At 54.2% G+C, this 17,106-nt stretch carries 15 protein-coding genes; 6 read left to right on the forward strand and 9 right to left on the reverse strand.

Annotated features, from left to right (window positions below):
* The first annotated feature begins 479 nt into the window (after nt 1-479).
* Both ACPUC8_RS02575 and yfbR read left to right on the forward strand, forming a co-directional pair.
* Nucleotides 480-1,697: a pyridoxal phosphate-dependent aminotransferase gene (locus ACPUC8_RS02575; RefSeq protein WP_039336479.1), complete on the forward strand. Its 1,218-nt coding sequence runs from the start codon at nt 480-482 to the stop codon at nt 1,695-1,697.
* Nucleotides 1,698-1,959: 262 nt separating this feature from the next.
* Complete coding sequence (gene yfbR, locus ACPUC8_RS02580) at nt 1,960-2,559, forward strand: 5'-deoxynucleotidase (protein WP_039336477.1); 600 nt, start codon at nt 1,960-1,962, stop codon at nt 2,557-2,559.
* Between the two features lie 256 nt (nt 2,560-2,815).
* Here yfbR and ACPUC8_RS02585 read toward each other — a convergent pair whose 3' ends face one another.
* The 3 genes from ACPUC8_RS02585 to yfbV form a co-directional block, all read right to left on the reverse strand.
* Entirely contained in the window at nt 2,816-3,475 is a 660-nt protein-coding gene (locus ACPUC8_RS02585) for a sugar phosphatase (protein ID WP_039336475.1), read from the reverse strand.
* 14 nt (nt 3,476-3,489) lie between these two features.
* Nucleotides 3,490-3,984 carry a YfbU family protein gene (locus ACPUC8_RS02590; RefSeq protein ID WP_039336473.1) on the reverse strand — a complete coding sequence of 165 codons (495 nt, stop codon included), beginning with the start codon at nt 3,982-3,984 and terminating at the stop codon, nt 3,490-3,492.
* A gap of 151 nt (nt 3,985-4,135) precedes the next feature.
* The gene (gene yfbV / locus ACPUC8_RS02595) at nt 4,136-4,588 is read right to left on the reverse strand and encodes a terminus macrodomain insulation protein YfbV (RefSeq protein ID WP_039336471.1); all 453 of its coding nucleotides are present in this window, start codon (nt 4,586-4,588) and stop codon (nt 4,136-4,138) included.
* A 339-nt stretch (nt 4,589-4,927) separates the two neighbouring features.
* Between yfbV and ackA the strand changes: the two genes are divergently transcribed.
* Nucleotides 4,928-6,130: an acetate kinase gene (gene ackA, locus ACPUC8_RS02600; RefSeq protein ID WP_039336469.1), complete on the forward strand. Its 1,203-nt coding sequence runs from the start codon at nt 4,928-4,930 to the stop codon at nt 6,128-6,130.
* A 73-nt stretch (nt 6,131-6,203) separates the two neighbouring features.
* On the forward strand, nt 6,204-8,348 hold the full coding sequence (pta, locus tag ACPUC8_RS02605; RefSeq protein ID WP_197063374.1) for a phosphate acetyltransferase: 2,145 nt from the start codon (nt 6,204-6,206) through the stop codon (nt 8,346-8,348).
* A 116-nt stretch (nt 8,349-8,464) separates the two neighbouring features.
* Here the strand turns inward: pta and yfcD are convergent, their stop codons facing one another.
* Together yfcD and yfcF are read right to left on the reverse strand one after the other, a co-directional pair.
* Nucleotides 8,465-8,998 (reverse strand): NUDIX hydrolase YfcD, encoded by a 534-nt coding sequence (yfcD, locus tag ACPUC8_RS02610; RefSeq protein WP_039336465.1) that lies wholly within the window; start codon nt 8,996-8,998, stop codon nt 8,465-8,467.
* Nucleotides 8,999-9,108: 110 nt separating this feature from the next.
* A complete protein-coding gene (gene yfcF, locus ACPUC8_RS02615) occupies nt 9,109-9,750 on the reverse strand; it encodes a glutathione transferase (RefSeq protein ID WP_039336464.1) in 642 nt (213 codons plus the stop codon).
* A 204-nt stretch (nt 9,751-9,954) separates the two neighbouring features.
* Here yfcF and ACPUC8_RS02620 point away from each other — a divergent pair, with 204 nt between their 5' ends.
* The gene (locus tag ACPUC8_RS02620) at nt 9,955-10,851 is read left to right on the forward strand and encodes a TIGR01777 family oxidoreductase (RefSeq protein WP_058969409.1); all 897 of its coding nucleotides are present in this window, start codon (nt 9,955-9,957) and stop codon (nt 10,849-10,851) included.
* 37 nt (nt 10,852-10,888) lie between these two features.
* Here the strand turns inward: ACPUC8_RS02620 and ACPUC8_RS02625 are convergent, their stop codons facing one another.
* From ACPUC8_RS02625 to dalD, 3 genes are read right to left on the reverse strand one after another with little or no spacing between them, the layout of a single operon-like run.
* The gene (locus ACPUC8_RS02625; RefSeq protein ID WP_039336495.1) at nt 10,889-12,169 is read right to left on the reverse strand and encodes an MFS transporter; all 1,281 of its coding nucleotides are present in this window, start codon (nt 12,167-12,169) and stop codon (nt 10,889-10,891) included.
* A 19-nt stretch (nt 12,170-12,188) separates the two neighbouring features.
* On the reverse strand, nt 12,189-13,658 hold the full coding sequence (gene xylB / locus ACPUC8_RS02630) for a xylulokinase (RefSeq protein WP_494925535.1): 1,470 nt from the start codon (nt 13,656-13,658) through the stop codon (nt 12,189-12,191).
* A gap of 10 nt (nt 13,659-13,668) precedes the next feature.
* Nucleotides 13,669-15,057 (reverse strand): D-arabinitol 4-dehydrogenase, encoded by a 1,389-nt coding sequence (gene dalD, locus ACPUC8_RS02635; protein ID WP_039336457.1) that lies wholly within the window; start codon nt 15,055-15,057, stop codon nt 13,669-13,671.
* Nucleotides 15,058-15,251: 194 nt separating this feature from the next.
* Between dalD and ACPUC8_RS02640 the strand changes: the two genes are divergently transcribed.
* Nucleotides 15,252-16,199 carry a sugar-binding transcriptional regulator gene (locus tag ACPUC8_RS02640; protein WP_039336455.1) on the forward strand — a complete coding sequence of 316 codons (948 nt, stop codon included), beginning with the start codon at nt 15,252-15,254 and terminating at the stop codon, nt 16,197-16,199.
* 126 nt (nt 16,200-16,325) lie between these two features.
* Here the strand turns inward: ACPUC8_RS02640 and hisP are convergent, their stop codons facing one another.
* Nucleotides 16,326-17,099, reverse strand: a complete 774-nt coding sequence (gene hisP / locus ACPUC8_RS02645) for a histidine ABC transporter ATP-binding protein HisP (RefSeq protein WP_039336453.1) — start codon at nt 17,097-17,099, stop codon at nt 16,326-16,328.
* Nucleotides 17,100-17,106: the final 7 nt, after the last annotated feature.

Raw genomic sequence — 17,106 nt, forward strand, 5'->3', positions numbered from 1 at the left:
GTACAAATGCTATTTAAGACGCAATTATCGCCTTAATCATTCACTTGTTAGCGCCTCATTCTGCTGTGAAAAAGTGAATAAGAATGCACTGTATACCCTGACACCAGCTATTGCTTCATCACCGGTGCACACTTCTTCGGCATCCAACAAGATTCCTTTAACTATTTCATCATGTGGCTAATGAATTTTCGCACAGGATGTGAATAAAAAATTTCTTAATCACCTGCTTTACCTATGGATAACGCGCTTTACAGCGGTCATCAGTTTACCCAGAATTTAATATCACACTTACTCAAGTTTGCAGGCTTATAAACCAGGCCAGCTCACAACGGATGCGTTTTACTCTACGTACGCCGGGAATAACTGGCAAACTCGCCAAAACCCAGCGCTACCCTTCTTTTGTGACGATGAGAGGAGTAAATTGGGCAGGTTTGTTTTTGGTGGCAGGTTAAAGGACTCTGCCCATTAAGGCGGTAATAATGAATTTTCAAATTGATAAATCTGGCAAGCTGGAAAATGTCTGTTATGACATCCGTGGTCCGGTACTGAAAGAAGCAAAGCGTCTTGAAGAAGAAGGTAACAAAGTCCTCAAACTGAACATCGGTAACCCTGCCCCGTTTGGTTTTGAAGCCCCTGATGAAATCCTGGTCGATGTGATTCGTAACCTGCCAAGTTCGCAGGGTTATTGTGATTCAAAGGGACTGTACTCGGCGCGTAAAGCCATTATGCAGCACTACCAGGCGCGAGATATGCGCGATGTTACCGTTGAAGATATCTACATTGGTAACGGTGTGTCCGAGTTGATCGTGCAGGCGATGCAGGCATTGCTGAACAGCGGCGATGAAATGCTGGTTCCGGCCCCGGATTATCCCCTGTGGACCGCGGCCGTTTCCCTGTCGAGCGGTAAAGCGGTGCACTATCTGTGCGATGAGTCTGCGGGTTGGTTCCCAGACCTGGATGATATTCGTAGCAAAATCACGCCGCGTACGCGTGGCATCGTGATCATCAATCCCAACAACCCGACCGGTGCGGTGTATAGCAAAGAACTGCTAATGGAAGTGGTTGAGATTGCGCGTCAACACAATCTGATTATTTTTGCCGACGAAATCTACGACAAGATTTTGTATGACGAAGCACAGCACCATTCGATTGCTGCGCTGGCACCGGATCTGCTGACGGTGACGTTTAATGGCTTGTCCAAAACCTACCGCGTTGCCGGCTTCCGTCAGGGCTGGATGGTGTTGAACGGTCCGAAAAAGCATGCCAAAGGCTACATCGAAGGCCTGGAGATGCTGGCATCGATGCGTCTGTGTGCCAACGTCCCGGCTCAGCATGCCATTCAGACTGCGCTGGGAGGTTATCAGAGTATCAGCGAGTTTATTGCACCGGGCGGTCGTTTGTATGAACAGCGCCAGCGTGCCTGGGAGTTGATTAACGACATTCCGGGTGTGAGCTGCGTTAAGCCACAAGGTGCGTTGTATATGTTCCCACGCATCGATCCTAAGAAATTCAATATCTTTGATGACCAGAAGATGGTGCTGGATTTCCTGCTGCAAGAGAAGGTGCTGCTGGTTCAGGGTACTGCCTTCAACTGGCCATGGCCGGACCACGTACGCATCGTAACCTTGCCGCGCGTTGATGACCTCGAAATGGCCATCAGCAAGTTTGGTCGCTTCCTGCAAGGCTATCGCCAGTAACAGGTGATGCGTATACCCAAAATAATTCGAATTGCAGTACAAAAGTGCCTTACGGCGCTTTTGAACAGCGCTTGCGCTGGCCCGCAGGGTGAGGCCGAAGGCCGAATCACGCGGCAAGTGGGTGAATCCCCAGGAGCTTACATGAGTAAGTGACTGGGGTGAGCACGCGTAGCAAACGCAGCTGCGGTTCGAAGTATGACGGGTATATACTGTTCTCATTTCGGGGAGTGTAAAACTCCCCACCGTGCAACAGGAACCCGTCATGACCCGTAGCCACTTTTTCGCCCACCTTTCCCGCCTTAAACTGATTAACCGTTGGCCGCTGATGCGCAATGTGCGCACTGAGAACGTCTCTGAACACAGCCTTCAGGTCGCGATGGTGGCGCATGCCCTGGCGATCATCAAAAACATGAAGTTCAGCGGTAATCTCAACGCGGAGCGTATTGCGATGCTGGCGCTCTATCACGATGCCAGCGAAGTCTTAACCGGTGATTTACCGACGCCGGTGAAGTACTACAATGCACAAATTGCCCATGAATATAAGAAGATAGAGAAAATTGCGCAGCAAAAGTTGATTGATATGCTGCCGCCTGAATTGCAGGATGCCTATCGACCCTTGATTGATGAGCATTTGCACAGCGAAAGTGAGCAGGCAGTGGTGAAACAGGCGGATGCGCTTTGCGCCTATGTGAAATGCCTGGAAGAGTTATCGGCAGGTAATAACGAATTCTTGCTGGCAAAGGCGCGTCTGGAGAAAACCCTGTCGCAACGCCGCTCACCTGAGATGGATTACTTTGTGGAAGTCTTTATCCCTAGTTTCAGCCTGTCGCTGGATGAGATTTCCCAGGACACGCCGTTGTAAAGACGGGACTTCAGGATTGGCGATGACGCCGATTGATGCTGCATAAGTGCTGGCGGTCCTCGCGCCGCTTACGCGGTGCCTTCACTTCATTCGACGGCCTTACGGACCGGTGCCGATGGAACATCCATGTTCCAGCGCCACCTTTCGCCCGCGTCCTGCGGGCTCTCCTGGCATACTCATTCCATTCAGCGCTGCGGATTGCCAGCCCTTATGCAGCCCCAGTCGGCTTCTCGACTTATGTGCGTGTAGTAAAAAATTAAGCGTTGAGAGAAAGTGTAAAGGTGCCGTTTTCCGCCTGCGTCACCACCAGCGGTTCCAGGGTTTTTACCTGATAAGTGACTTCATGCAAGCGCGGTGCATCTGCTGGGGCATTTACCGCAACTACGGCGCTACCCGCTTCCAGACCGGCGATAATCCCTGCTGGCGCATCTTCAACCACCACGCATTCGCTGGCGGCCAGACCCAGGCGCTCAGCACCCAGCAAATAGGGCTCCGGATTGGGCTTGCCGTGTTTGATATTCTCCGCGGTAATAAACACTTCAGGCATCGGCAGCCCGGCTGCTTTATGTCGCGCATGCGCCACCGGAATCGAGCCCGATGTCACGATCGCCCAAGGAATATGCAGCTCATTTAAAGTTGCCAGCAGAGCTTTCGCCCCGGGGATAGCTTGAACCCCTTCGGTATCCTCCGCTTCCAGACGCTCAAGCCAGAGGAACTCGGCTTGAATCGCCTCTTCAGACTGGCCAGCCATAAAGTGGCGCAGTGAATTGATGGCGGGTTTGCCGTGTATGAAGTCCAGAACCTCTTCCGCTGCGATACCGTGGCGTTCGCCCCACAATGACCATGAGCGAATCACCACAGGTAATGAATCCACCAATGTACCGTCTAAATCAAACAGAAAACCTCTGTACTTCACACGCTGCTCCTTATTCAGGCATTGAGAATCTGCGCAATTTCATTCGCGCTAAGATGATACTGACGCGGACAAGTGTGCCACACCGCCAGCATACGTTGGTATTTTTCCCACATCGGGGTTTGCGCATTGAAGCCGTGCGTGCCGGAATCGAAATGGGTATAGCGCCCTTCCACATTCACCATAAAGCGCACGTAACCGAGATAGCGCGCTTCGGTAGCGGCATCAAAACCGAGAAACGCCAGGCGGCGCTCTTCGAGGGTGTGAGGTTCTTTCAGGTTCGACCAGGAGACATGCAGTGCGTGATGCATTTCCATGATGTCGATAAGCTGGCGGCAGGTGGCTTCGGTTAATTCGCCAAACTCTTTATCCAGCTCGCGCAGCTGCAAGCCGTAGCCGCGTTCGATAATGGTTTGATAACGACGATAGCGCTCGGCATTATCCGGCTCCAGCATGGCCATCATTTTGTACTGATTGGAAAGGATGAGTCGCTGTGCGTGGGTCATTTCCATGGTTCTCTCCCGGGCTATTACGGCCGCTTAAGATTTAAACAATGTAGAAATGATTACACAAGGAAAGTGATGCGTGTGCGTTCACACCACTTTTCTTTGATTTAGACCGGGATCAAGCACACATTCTCTGCGGAAGCGTCGCGTGCGTCGTTTAAAGATCGTCCAGGAAAGTACGATCGAGTTGCTTAAATGCGCGTTTGAGCACATCTGCCAATGCCTGATAGGTGGGCTTACCATCAACCGGTGCGATAGCCTGTCCCGCTTCTTCCAGTTTGCTCCGCACTTCGTGGAACCAGTGCAGCAGCGTGGGGGGTAATGGTGTGACTGAGCGTTTACCCAACCACCACAACCCTTGCATCGGTAAACTGCAAGCAAAGAGCGCAGTCGCGATCGCCGGGCCGAGCTGGCCGCCCATGGCGATTTGCCATGTCAGGGTAAATATCGCTAAAGGTGGCATAAAGCGAATGGCAAAACGCGTTGCCGTCACCACACGATTTTCAGGGAACATTGGTGCCAGACGTTTGTCGGCTGGCCAGGTCTTCATGTAGTGCTGGCCGCGCTGAAATAAGCCGAACCAGCCTGGATTACTTGCATCATTCGCCATGATAGACCTCAACTAATTCTGTAATGTTTAAAATAAACTGATAACTACACAACTTTACGTGACACGCTTCAAAAATTTTTGTCTTTGCGGGTGACACCAGATATTCTGACGCCGATTTAGCAACATTACCGGAAGCTTCAGCTCAATTAAAGAGCGGTTTAGAGCCATGTTTCGCTAAGCGGATTTAAAAAATCTGCGTAAAATTACCAAAAATTTTTTGCATGTCGGTCTCTTTTTGACTACCGCATGATGTTAATCATTAATCTACCAGCATTCATGGGCTACGCTGTTAGTCTGATTGCGTTATTTTTAGCCACTATTTAATCAATAGGTACTTCCATGTCGACGAAGTTAGTACTGGTTCTGAACTGCGGCAGCTCCTCTTTAAAGTTTGCCATCCTTAACCCTGCTACCGGTGACGAATATTTGTCAGGTCTGGCAGAGTGTTTCCATTTACCTGAAGCACGTATCAAGTGGAAACTGGAAGGTAGCAAACAGGAAGCTCCTCTGGGCGCAGGCGCGGCACATAGTGAAGCGCTGAACTTCATCGTTAAATCCATTCTGGCACAAAAACCAGAGCTTTCGGCACAAATCGCTGCAATCGGCCATCGTATTGTTCACGGCGGCGAGCAGTTGACTCAATCTGTCATCATCGACGAATCCGTGATTCAGGGCATTAAAGACGCCTCTTCTTTTGCCCCGCTGCATAACCCGGCGCATTTGATCGGCATCGACGAAGCCATGAAGAACTTCCCACATCTGTCGGATAAGAATGTGGCGGTTTTTGATACAGCATTCCATCAGACAATGCCTGAAGAGTCCTATCTTTATGCACTGCCGTACAAATTGTACAAAGAGCACGGCGTCCGTCGCTATGGCGCACACGGCACCAGTCACTACTATGTGACACAGGAAGCCGCAAAAATGCTCAACAAGCCGGTCAATGAGCTGAACATCATTACCTGCCACTTGGGCAACGGTGGTTCTGTTGCGGCAATCCGCAATGGCCAGTGCGTGGATACCTCAATGGGGTTGACCCCGCTGGAAGGCCTGGTGATGGGAACCCGCAGCGGCGATATCGATCCCGCTATCGTGTTCTTCTTGCATGACGCACTAGGCATGACCGTTGATGCAATCAACAAGTTGCTGACCAAAGAGTCTGGCCTGTTAGGTCTCACCGAAGTCACCAGCGATTGCCGCTATGTTGAAGACAACTACGCGACCAAAGAAGATGCCAAGCGTGCGATGGATGTGTTCTGCCACCGCCTGGCGAAATACATCGGTAGCTACACTTCACTGATGGAAGGCCGTCTGGATGCCGTGGTCTTCACCGGCGGTATTGGTGAAAATGCGGCGATGGTGCGTGAGCTGTCACTGGCGAAACTGGGCCTGTTGGGCTTCGAAGTGGATCACGAGCGCAATCTCGCGGCACGCTTCGGCAAATCTGGCTTTATCAACAAAGAAGGCACTCGCCCGGCTGTGGTGATCCCAACCAACGAAGAGTTGGTCATCGCCCAAGACGCCGCGCGTCTCACTGCCTAACCACACTTCTCTCCGTCAGCCCAGGCTGACGGAGTTGTTTTAGCTCGTCTGCAACACCTGAGAGGTTTCTATAGTGTCACGTACAATCATGCTCATCCCCACCGGCACCAGCGTCGGCCTGACCAGCGTCAGCCTCGGCGTGATCCGTGCCATGGAGCGCAAAGGCGTCCGCCTGAGCGTGTTCAAGCCAATTGCCCAGCCACGTGCGGGCGGCGATGCGCCCGATCAGACCACCACCATCATCCGTAAAAACTCCGCCATTCCTGCCGCTGAACCGCTGCAGATGTCGCGCGTTGAGTCGCTGCTGGGTTCAAACCAGCAAGACGTGTTGATGGAAGAGATCATCGCCAATTACCATGCCAATGCTCAGGATGCTGAAGTGGTGCTGGTGGAAGGTTTAGTGCCGACGCGCAAGCACCAATTCGCTTCCGCGCTGAACTATGAAATCGCCAAAACCCTGAATGCTGAAATTGTCTTTGTCACCGCACTGGGTAACGATTCCCCTGCTCAGCTGAAAGAGCGTATCGAACTGACGCAAAGTAGCTTCGGCGGCAGCAAGAACAAAAATATCACCGGCGTGATCATCAATAAACTGAATGCGCCCGTGGATGAGCAAGGCCGTACCCGTCCTGACCTGTCTGAAATCTTTGATGACTCAACCAAAGCCAACATCGCCAATATCGATCCTAAGCAGCTGTTTGCCAACAGCCCGCTGCCGATTCTGGGCTGCGTGCCATGGAGCTTTGATCTGATTGCGACGCGCGCCATCGACATGTGCCGCCATCTGAATGCAGACATCATTAACGAAGGTGAGATCCAAACGCGTCGCGTGAAATCCGTGACCTTCTGTGCCCGTAGTATCCCGCACATGCTGGAGCATTTCCGCCCAGGCTCGCTGCTGGTGACATCGGCTGACCGTCCTGATGTGTTGGTTGCGGCTTGCCTGGCCGCGATGAACGGCATTGAGATTGGTGCGGTGCTGCTGACCGGCGGTTACCAGATTGAAGCGCCGATCGCTCGCCTGTGCGAACGTGCCTTCCAGACTGGCCTGCCCGTGTTTATGGTGAAAACCAACACCTGGCAGACCTCCCTCAGCCTGCAGAGCTTCAATCTGGAAGTTCCGGCGGATGATACCCAACGCATTGAGAAAGTGCAGGAGTACGTCGCCAGCTACATTGATGCAGACTGGGTTGAATCACTGACGGCCACCTCTGAACGCAGCCGTCGCCTGTCACCACCGGCATTCCGTTATCAGCTCACCGAACTGGCGCGCAAAGCGGGCAAACGTATCGTGCTGCCAGAAGGCGACGAGCCGCGCACCGTGAAAGCGGCCGCGATTTGTGCCGAGCGCGGCATTGCTTCTTGTGTACTGTTGGGCAATCCGGATGAGATCCAGCGCGTTGCCGCTGCTCAGGGCGTCGTACTGGGCCAAGGCATTGAGATTGTTGATCCAGAAGTAGTACGTGAAAACTATGTGCCGCGCTTGGTTGAACTGCGTAAGAGCAAAGGCATGACTGAAGTGGTAGCGCAGGAGCAGCTGGAAGATAACGTGATGCTCGGCACCATGATGCTGGAACGTGGTGAAGTGGATGGATTGGTGTCTGGTGCGGTTCATACCACGGCCAACACCATTCGTCCGCCGTTGCAGTTGATCAAAACCGCACCGAACAGCTCGCTGGTCTCTTCCGTCTTCTTCATGCTGCTGCCGGAGCAGGTGCTGGTTTACGGCGACTGCGCCATCAACCCCGACCCGAATCCAGAGCAGCTGGCAGAGATCGCCATTCAGTCCGCCGACTCCGCCAAAGCCTTTGGCATCGATCCACGTGTGGCGATGATCTCTTACTCCACCGGTAACTCAGGTGCAGGTAGCGACGTTGAGAAAGTGCGTGAAGCCACGCGTATCGCTCAGGAAAAACGTCCTGACCTGGTGATTGATGGTCCACTGCAGTATGACGCCGCTATCATGGAAGACGTGGCCAAATCTAAAGCACCAAACTCCGCAGTTGCGGGTCGTGCGACCGTGTTCATCTTCCCGGATCTGAACACCGGTAACACCACTTACAAAGCGGTACAGCGTTCTGCAGACCTGATCTCCATCGGGCCGATGCTGCAAGGCATGCGTAAGCCAGTCAACGACCTGTCTCGTGGTGCCCTTGTGGATGACATTGTCTACACCATCGCTTTGACCGCGATTCAGTCTCAGCAGGCAGAAGGCTAAGGCTTTCTCCCCTGAGAAAAATATATACCCAAAATAATTCGAGTCTCCTCATGGGGCCTTGAAGTATGAAGGGTATAAAGGCGCCTTTCGGCGCCTTTATTTCATCCCAGCTAAGCTCAGGACTGGCTTCGCGTGGCATCGCTGTTGCGGCTCAGCCATAGCGATACAGCCTTCAGCGAATCATCGGTGAATTCATCACAGCGCGCGGTAATCTCTTCCGGCGTCATCCAAAACACCTCGTCCACCTCTTCTTCCTGCATGGCAAACGGGCCATGGGAAACGCAGCTGAACAAGCCACCCCAAACGCGGCAGTGTTGGTCTTCGAAGTAGAATTTACCGTGTTCGGCAAAGGGTACAGCGGCGATACCGAGCTCTTCTTCCGCTTCACGGCGCGCGGATTCCAGCAGGTCTTCACCACTCTGCACGACACCACCTGCGGTGGCATCCAGCATACCCGGCATGAAGTCTTTGATTTCCGTGCGACGCTGCACCAGAATTTTACCCATACCATCATGCACCACGATATAGGTCGCACGATGGCGCAGATTCTGCGCACGCATCTGCGCACGGCTGGCCTGCGCAATGACCTCGTTCTCTTCACTAACGATATCAACCCACTCAATACCGTTATCTGCCGTTTGATCAACCATCCGTAACCCTTTCTGTTTTCGGCGTGCCCAGCACGCGCCTGTTTGCGATGCCTTATTAGAATGTGCGGTAAGGTAAAGCGTTCTTTTGGCCTCCGCAAGGCTCTTCGTGCTTAGCGCGATTTACCTGATTCGGACAACCATAGCTGGACGGATGCACGCTGCCACTGGAACTCGGCATAATGCTGCAATTTCACTGGCAGCATATCGCCATGTAACGCCAGACGGTTAATCATCACCGCCAGGTCGGTATCCGCAATAGACCACTCGCCAAACAGGTTTTGCTGCCCTTCCGGCAACAGACGCTGTACCGCGGCAATCAGCTTGCTCGCAGCCTGCTCTCCTGCCGCCGACAACGGCGCAAACCGTTCGCCCGCAAACAGTACCTCTGTGGGACGCTCGGCGCGCAGAGCCATAAGATCACTACGCAACCACGCCTGCACTTCACGCGCATGGGCACGCTTTTCGCGGTCACGCGGGTAAAGACGCTCAAATTCCGGCGCAGGAAAACGCTCTTCAAGATATTCCGCGATCGCCGAAGATTCATTGAGGACCAGGTCATCAATTTGTAGCGCAGGCACACGGCAGGTCAGCGACAGAGCACGATAGTCATCATCAAGCTGCGCATTCTGCGACAAATCCACTCGCTTTAAGGTGAAGGGGATGCCTTTCTCAGTGAGTGCGACATAAACCGACATCGCATAAGGGCTGAAAAAGGACGCATCGGTCCACAAGGTGATGGTGGGATAATTCATCGGATGCCTCAAATAAGCGTCAGGTGTGCTTCCTGTTTACCGATTTTTATCTGCTAAGGCAATGGTGCGCTGGTCGGATCTTTATCCTTAAAGCCATCACAAACTTTCCCTTTTTCTTCATTAGCGTAAGCCGGGTCACGCTACACCTGCGCTTCTCTTCTATGATCAATTCTGAGCAGAAAATAAATTACAAGGAGGCTCACAATGCACCTGCTTATTACCGGCGGCACCGGACTGATTGGTCGCCACCTGATTCCTCGCCTGCTATTGCTCGGACATCAGGTTAATGTTGTGACTCGTGATGTCGCCACAGCGCGCGAGAAACTTGATCCGCGCGTATCACTCTGGTCTGGCATCAACCAGCAATCCGACCTCAACGGCATTGATGGCGTTATTAACCTGGCGGGCGAACCTATCGCCGATAAACGCTGGACCGAACAACAAAAACAACGACTGTGTGAAAGCCGCTGGCAGATCACCGAACAGATTGTTTCGCTGATCCATGCCAGCAGCCATCCACCGCATTTTTTGATTTCCGGATCTGCCACTGGCTTTTACGGCGATACCGGCGATCTGGTGCTGACTGAAGACGATCCTGGGCACGATGAGTTCACTCATGCCCTGTGCGCCCGCTGGGAGCGCCTGGCCTTGAACGCGCAGAGTGAACAGACTCGCGTCTGTTTGTTGCGCACTGGGGTGGTACTGGCAGCAGAAGGCGGTGCGCTGGCAAAAATGAAGCTGCCTTTTAAGCTGGGCGTAGGCGGCCCGTTAGGCAGTGGCAAGCAGTATTTGCCGTGGATCCACATTGATGATCTGGTGAACGCCATCATCTGGTTGATTGACAATAATAACCTGAATGGGCCGTTTAATATGGTGGCACCCTATGCGGTGCGTAATGAGCAGTTCGCCGCGATCCTGGGCCACGTGATGCATCGCCCGGCGTTTATGCGCACACCCGCCAGCGCCATCAAACTGATGATGGGTGAATCGGCCGTGTTGGTGCTGGGTGGGCAACATGTGTTACCAAAACGGCTGGAGGAGTCGGGCTTTGGCTTCCGCTGGTACGATTTACAGGAAGCTTTACAGGATGTGGCGGGATGAAATGTCCCGGTGCGTAGCTCTACGCACCGGGTTTGCTTCAACTGCGTTGCTCCGCAACGCGTGACTTCACGACTTTCTCTTCACGGGTATGCCCCGGTTGCGGCACGCGAATGATGAAGGTCAACACGCCGGCAAACACATACAGCGCGGTGTAGGCCCACACTACCCCCACAATATCGAAGAACGGCAGCATCACTGACGCGATGGCGGGTGCGACAAAATTACTCAGGCCCGCAGACAGGTTGTAAATCGACACCGCCGCACCTTTATGATGGGGTTCCAGCGTGGGGAACACCGCCGTCATGGGCACAAACGCCGCCACAAAAATGCCCAACATCACCGCAGGGATCAGCGCCACCCAGAAGTTATGCCCGACATACAGCGGCAGGTAGTAGAACATCAAACTGGAGATGGCCATACCGAGGCAGCCAAACCAGCGCACCTGACGGATCCAGCCCAATTTCTCGCCGGTAATGCCCCAGAAGATGTTGGTGAAGATGGTGACAAAGAAGAACACCGCCCAGATCTGCAGCCACTCAGAGATGGTGAAGCCGAGACGATCGACAAACAGCAACGGCATGATGATGGCAAAACCAAACAGTGAAAGCGTGTTGATGATGCGGATCAGGCAAGCGTAGAACACATGCTGATTGGTGAACAGAATGGTCACCGCACGCGACATCTCCGTCATTTTATCACGCATCGGCAGGTTGACACGGGAGCGATCCACCGGCACATTGCGCAGACTAAAGTAGGCCAGCACACCGCCGCAGGCCACCCAGATGATCGCCAACCATAACGTTCCCGTTTCACCCAGCATCGGAATAGTCAGACTTGGCAGATAACTGCCCACCACGCCAATACCCACGGAATACATCGCCCAGAACCAGCCCGTGGCGGCAGCCAGTTTCTCACGCGGTAAGACCTGCACCAGCATCATCATAAACGAGTAGATAAACAGCGGATAAGCCAGCCCACGAATGCCGTAGAACAGCACCATCAAGGGATAGTTGCGCAGGCCGAGACCCAGCGTCATAAACAGCGCATGCATCACGATCCACAGCACAAAACCGATCATCATCGCGCGCTGTGGGGTGATCAATTCGGCCACCACACCAGAGGCCCAGGCCGCCAGCGCGGCCGCCAGGCCATAGAAAGTAAAGACCACGGCAGACTGCGCAGGCGAGAAGCCCATATCGGTAATATGGCGCGACAGGAATGCCATTTCGAAGCCATCACCCGCCATGAAAATCGCGATAGCGAGGAAGCCCCAAAACATCTTCTTCGGTAAGCCAAACCAGTATTCGTTCGATTGCATCACCATCATCCTCTGTTCGTTATGCAGGCAGCAACTGGCGTACCCATTGCTGTTGAATGTAAAGTTCGCGGAACGCGCGCAAGCGCTGTTGCAATACCCCAGCTTGCGCCGTATCGGGCTGATAACGCGCTTGCACAGCCGGTTTCAGGCACACCTCTTGTTCATATCCGCCATCCGCCAGCCACGCCAGACGCGCGGCACCCAACGCGCCCGAAGCACTGGCTGGATGGGTCACTATCGGCAGTTGCAGCACATCAGCAATCAGTTGCGCCCAAAGCGTGCTGCGCGCGCCACCGCCGGTCAGGCTGCATTGTTGAATGTGATGCTGAGCATCACCCAACACAGCGAGACCATCCGCCAGTCCAAACGCCACGCCTTCAATCACGGCATAACCCAATAAGGCACGAGGGGTTTCGTGGCGCAGATTAAAGAAGGAACCGGATGCATCGGGATCGTTGTGCGGAGTCCGCTCACCGGAAAGGTAAGGCAGAAAAAGGGGGGCCTGGCGTCGCTGTTCAGCCGAGAGCTGTGCCATCTCCTCCATTAACTGACTTTCGCTGACCGCCAGCAGATTACATAGCCAGCGCAGGCAACTGGCTGCACTGAGCATCACGCTCATCTGATGCCAGCGTCCCGGCAGCGCATGGCAGAAAGCATGCACGCCGGATTGGGGATCGGCCTGTAAACGGTCATTCACCACGAAAATCACACCGGAGGTGCCCAACGAAATAAAAGCATCGCCGGGATTAACCGCCCCGACACCCACCGCGGATGCGGCATTGTCGCCACCACCGCCCGCCACCGTCACCGACGTGGATAAGCCCCACTCACTCGCCAACGCCGGTTTCAGACTGCCGCTGACGGCGCTGCCTTCCACCAGTTCTGGCATCTGTGCACGCGTCAGGCCGGTGATCGCCAGCAGTTCATCAGACCAGTCACGCTGCGCCACATCGAGCCACAGCGTGCCGGCGGCATCGGAAGGTTCACTGACAAAATGTCCGGTGAGACGCCAGCGCAGGTAATCCTTCGGCAACAACACCTTATCGATACGGCTAAAGATCTCTGGCTCCTGCTCTGCCACCCAGCGCAATTTTGGCGCGGTGAAACCCGGCATGATCATATTGCCGCTGATCGCCATCATCTGCGGATAGCACTTGCTTAGCACTTCACACTGCGCGGCACTGCGCGTGTCGTTCCACAAGATGCACGGACGCAGCACCTTGCCGTCAGCGTCCAGCAGCACCGCACCATGCATCTGGCCCGATAAGCCGATGGCGCGCACCGCTGACCATGCCGCCGGTGACTGCTGCCGTAAACCGGCCAGCACGTCGGTGCAAGCTTGCCACCAGCGTTCGGGATCTTGTTCTGCCCAATGAGGATGCGGGCGTTGCACACTCAAGGTTGCATGCTGTGATGCCACGATCTCACCCTGCGTGTTGATGATCAGAGCCTTGAGTTCAGAGGTGCCAATATCGATACCGAGATACATAATGCGCCCCTTACACCGCTGCCAGTTCGGGCTGTTTCAGCCACTGCTGCAACCCTTCGACACGGCGAGCAACCAGCGCGTGAAACGCCTTATCGTTGGCCAGCTCCGCAAACAGCGCGCTATCACTGAGGAAAGCCTGTAACGGTTCGCTGCTGGCGAACTGTTGACGCAGCGCATCAGCCTGAAGCGCACCGTCTTGATAGGTGTACGGCAAATCCTCATTGGCCCAGCGCTGCATAAACAGGAAGAACAGTGCTGGAATGGCTGCCGTTGCCGTGGGTTGCACACCACGCTGGTAGCACTCGCGCAGCGTCGGCGTCACCATGCCAGGAATCTTCGATAAGCCATCAGCTCCGACACGCTGATTGGTGTCTTTGATATAGGGATTGCTAAAGCGAGCCAGCACCACATCGCGGTAATCGGCCAGATCCAGAGGGCTGGGTGACAGTGAAGGGATCACATCCTGGGTCACATAGTCGTGTGCCAGTTGGTAAATCGCCGGATGGCGCGTGCTGTCATCGATATAGTTGAGACCGATCAGCGTGCCTGCCCAGGCAATCGCCGCATGGGTGGCATTGAGGATGCGGATTTTTGCCTCTTCCCAAGGCAGTACCGACTTCACCAGCTCCACACCGACGTTTTCGAGCGCCGGGCGACCCGCAATAAAGTCATCCTCGATCACCCACTGAATAAAGGATTCTGCCATCACTGCCGCACCATCCTGCTTACCGGTGGCGGCTTTTACTCGCTCCGCCACATCGGGTGTTGGGCGGGGTGTGATACGGTCCACCATAGTGTTCGGCGAAGTGGTGTGTGTACGCACCCATTCTGCCAGTGCGCTGTCGCCCTTGGCGGTCAGAAAGGCAAGGAACCCCTCACGGAAGCGTTCACCGTTGTGACGTAAATTGTCGCAGTTGAGCAGCGTCACTGCGGCACCGCCCTGCGCCACCCGCTGCGTCAGGATGCGGCTAAGTGCGCCATAAATCGTCCGAATATCGCCGCCGAGATCGGCCTGCACATCCGGCTGGCTGAGATCCAGCTGGTGTTCTGGCGTCAGATAATAGCCCGCTTCGGTCACGGTGAAGCCAATCACGCGCGTTTCAGGCTGAGCGCCCTGCTGCACCAGCGCACTGATTTCGCTATCCCACGGCAGGATTTTGCGCAAAGAGGTGATGGTTTCATAAGCCCGTTCCCCTTCCGGCGTTACGGTTTCGAGTACGTACTCTCCCTGCTGTGCCGCAAGCTGGTTCAACAGCGGCACTGCATCATTACGAATGTTACCCAGCGCAATGCTCCAACTGTCATCGCCCTGCTCACGCAGTTTGTGCAGATACCACGCCTGATGTGCCCGATGAAATGATCCCGCGCCGATGTGCATCCACACTGATTGATTGGTCATAATCGCCTCAATTAAACATTTGCCACAAGAAAGGGCATTTGCCCGATGTCGCGTAGCATAGGATGCCATCCGACGATCGATCTGCGAAGCGCATCACAATTAATACTTTTGCTCTTTTTTAGGGCTTTTGCTCAGTTAGTGCTTTTCGTCAAACACGCGCTAAGATGACGCATCAGTTTTAACGGAACCACGTAATGAGCAGAGAAGAGAAAAAACAGGAGCTGGCCGCACGTGCAGCGTGGATGTATTACGTGGCGGGCGTGACGCAACAGGAGATCGCTCAGGCATTAGGCATCTCACGCCAGGTGGCGCAGCGCCTGGTGTCTAGTGCGCGTGAGATGGGAATGGTGAGCGTGAAAATTGATCATCCTGTTACGCACTGTCTGCAACTGGCGCGTGAGGTGCAGGAGAAGTTTGCGCTGGATTTATGCCGGGTGGTGCCATCGGCGAACTTAAATGATGACGCCATTCAGCAGATGCTGGCCGTTGAAGGTGCGGCGGTGATGTCGCAGTTTATCAATGAGGAAGCGCCACAGGTGTTCGGTATTGGTTCTGGTAAAACCCTGCGCTCAATGATTGATGCGCTGCCATGGGTGGATCGCCCACAACATCAGTGCGTTTCCATGATTGGTGCGATCGCGCGCGATGATTCCGGCACACGTTACGACGTGCCGTTGAAGATGGCCGAGAAAATGCAGGGCAAATACTTTTTCATTCCTGCACCGCTGTACGCAGACACGCCGCAAGACAAGGCGATGTGGGTTCAGCATCAGGTGTATCAGCGCGTCACCGATCGTGCCTTGCAAGCAGATGTGGCGTTTGTTGGCATCGGTGAAGTGATGCCCGGCTGTCCGTTAAATGCCGAAGGATTTATCACCGATACCCAAGTGGAAGCGCTTAATGCGCGTGGAGTGGTAGGCGAGATGCTGGGGCATTTTTTCAACCAACAGGGTGAGCGAGTATGGGGAGAAACCGATGAGTTGCTCACCAGCGTCCTGCTTGAGAGTCAGACCGAGCGCAAAATCATCGGGTTCTCTGGCAGCGAGCGTAAGTACCCGGCGATTCGTGCTGCGTTACAGGGTGGCTGGGTGTCGGGATTGGTGACGGACGAGGATACAGCGCTGAAGCTATTGCGGGAGTGACTCATTGCGGCGAGACGGATCGGCGCGATTTATCACGCCGGTTTTCATGCCGGCACATCTGCCAGGTGCGCATAAATGCGCACCCTACGGGGCTGTAGGGTCGCCATTTATGGCGACCTGCTAGCATTATTTCAACGAGCCTTTCAGGAATTGCTGTAAACGTGGGCTTTTCGGGTTACCAAACAGTTCATCTGGCGAGCCCTGCTCTTCAATCTTGCCCTGATGCAGGAAAATCACATGATTGGAGACATGGCGCGCAAACTCCATTTCGTGCGTCACCACCACCATGGTTTTCCCCTCTTCGGCCAGCTTCTGCATGATACGCAGAACCTCGCCCACTAACTCAGGATCAAGCGCAGAAGTCGGTTCATCAAACAGCAGCACTTCGGGTTCCATCGCCAACGCACGAGCAATGGAGACACGCTGCTGCTGACCACCGGAAAGATGCACCGGATATTTGGCGCGCGCACGTTCGTCGATGCCCACTTTATCCAGATATTTAATCGCCCGCTCACGCGCTTCCGCTTTGCTCAGTCCCAGTACCTGAATAGGCGCTTCGGTGACGTTATCCAGCACCGTCATGTGGCTCCACAGATTGAAGTGCTGGAACACCATGGTCAGACGGGTACGCAGTGAGCGCAGTTGCTCTTTGTTAGAGACCTTCAGCTGACCATCGGTGTCGCGCACCAGATTGATCTGCTCATTGTTCACCGCAATGGTGCCTTCGCTCGGTTTCTCAAGGAAGTTAATGCAGCGTAAGAAGGTACTTTTCCCGGAACCGGACGAACCAATGATGCTGATCACATCGCCAGCATTGGCCTGCAGTGATACACCTTTCAGAACTTCGTGTTCACCGTAACGTTTGTGCAGTTCGGTCACGCTTAATTTGTTGTCAGCCATAGTGATA

The sequence above is a fragment of the Pantoea sp. CFCC18177 genome, from assembly GCF_059412425.1.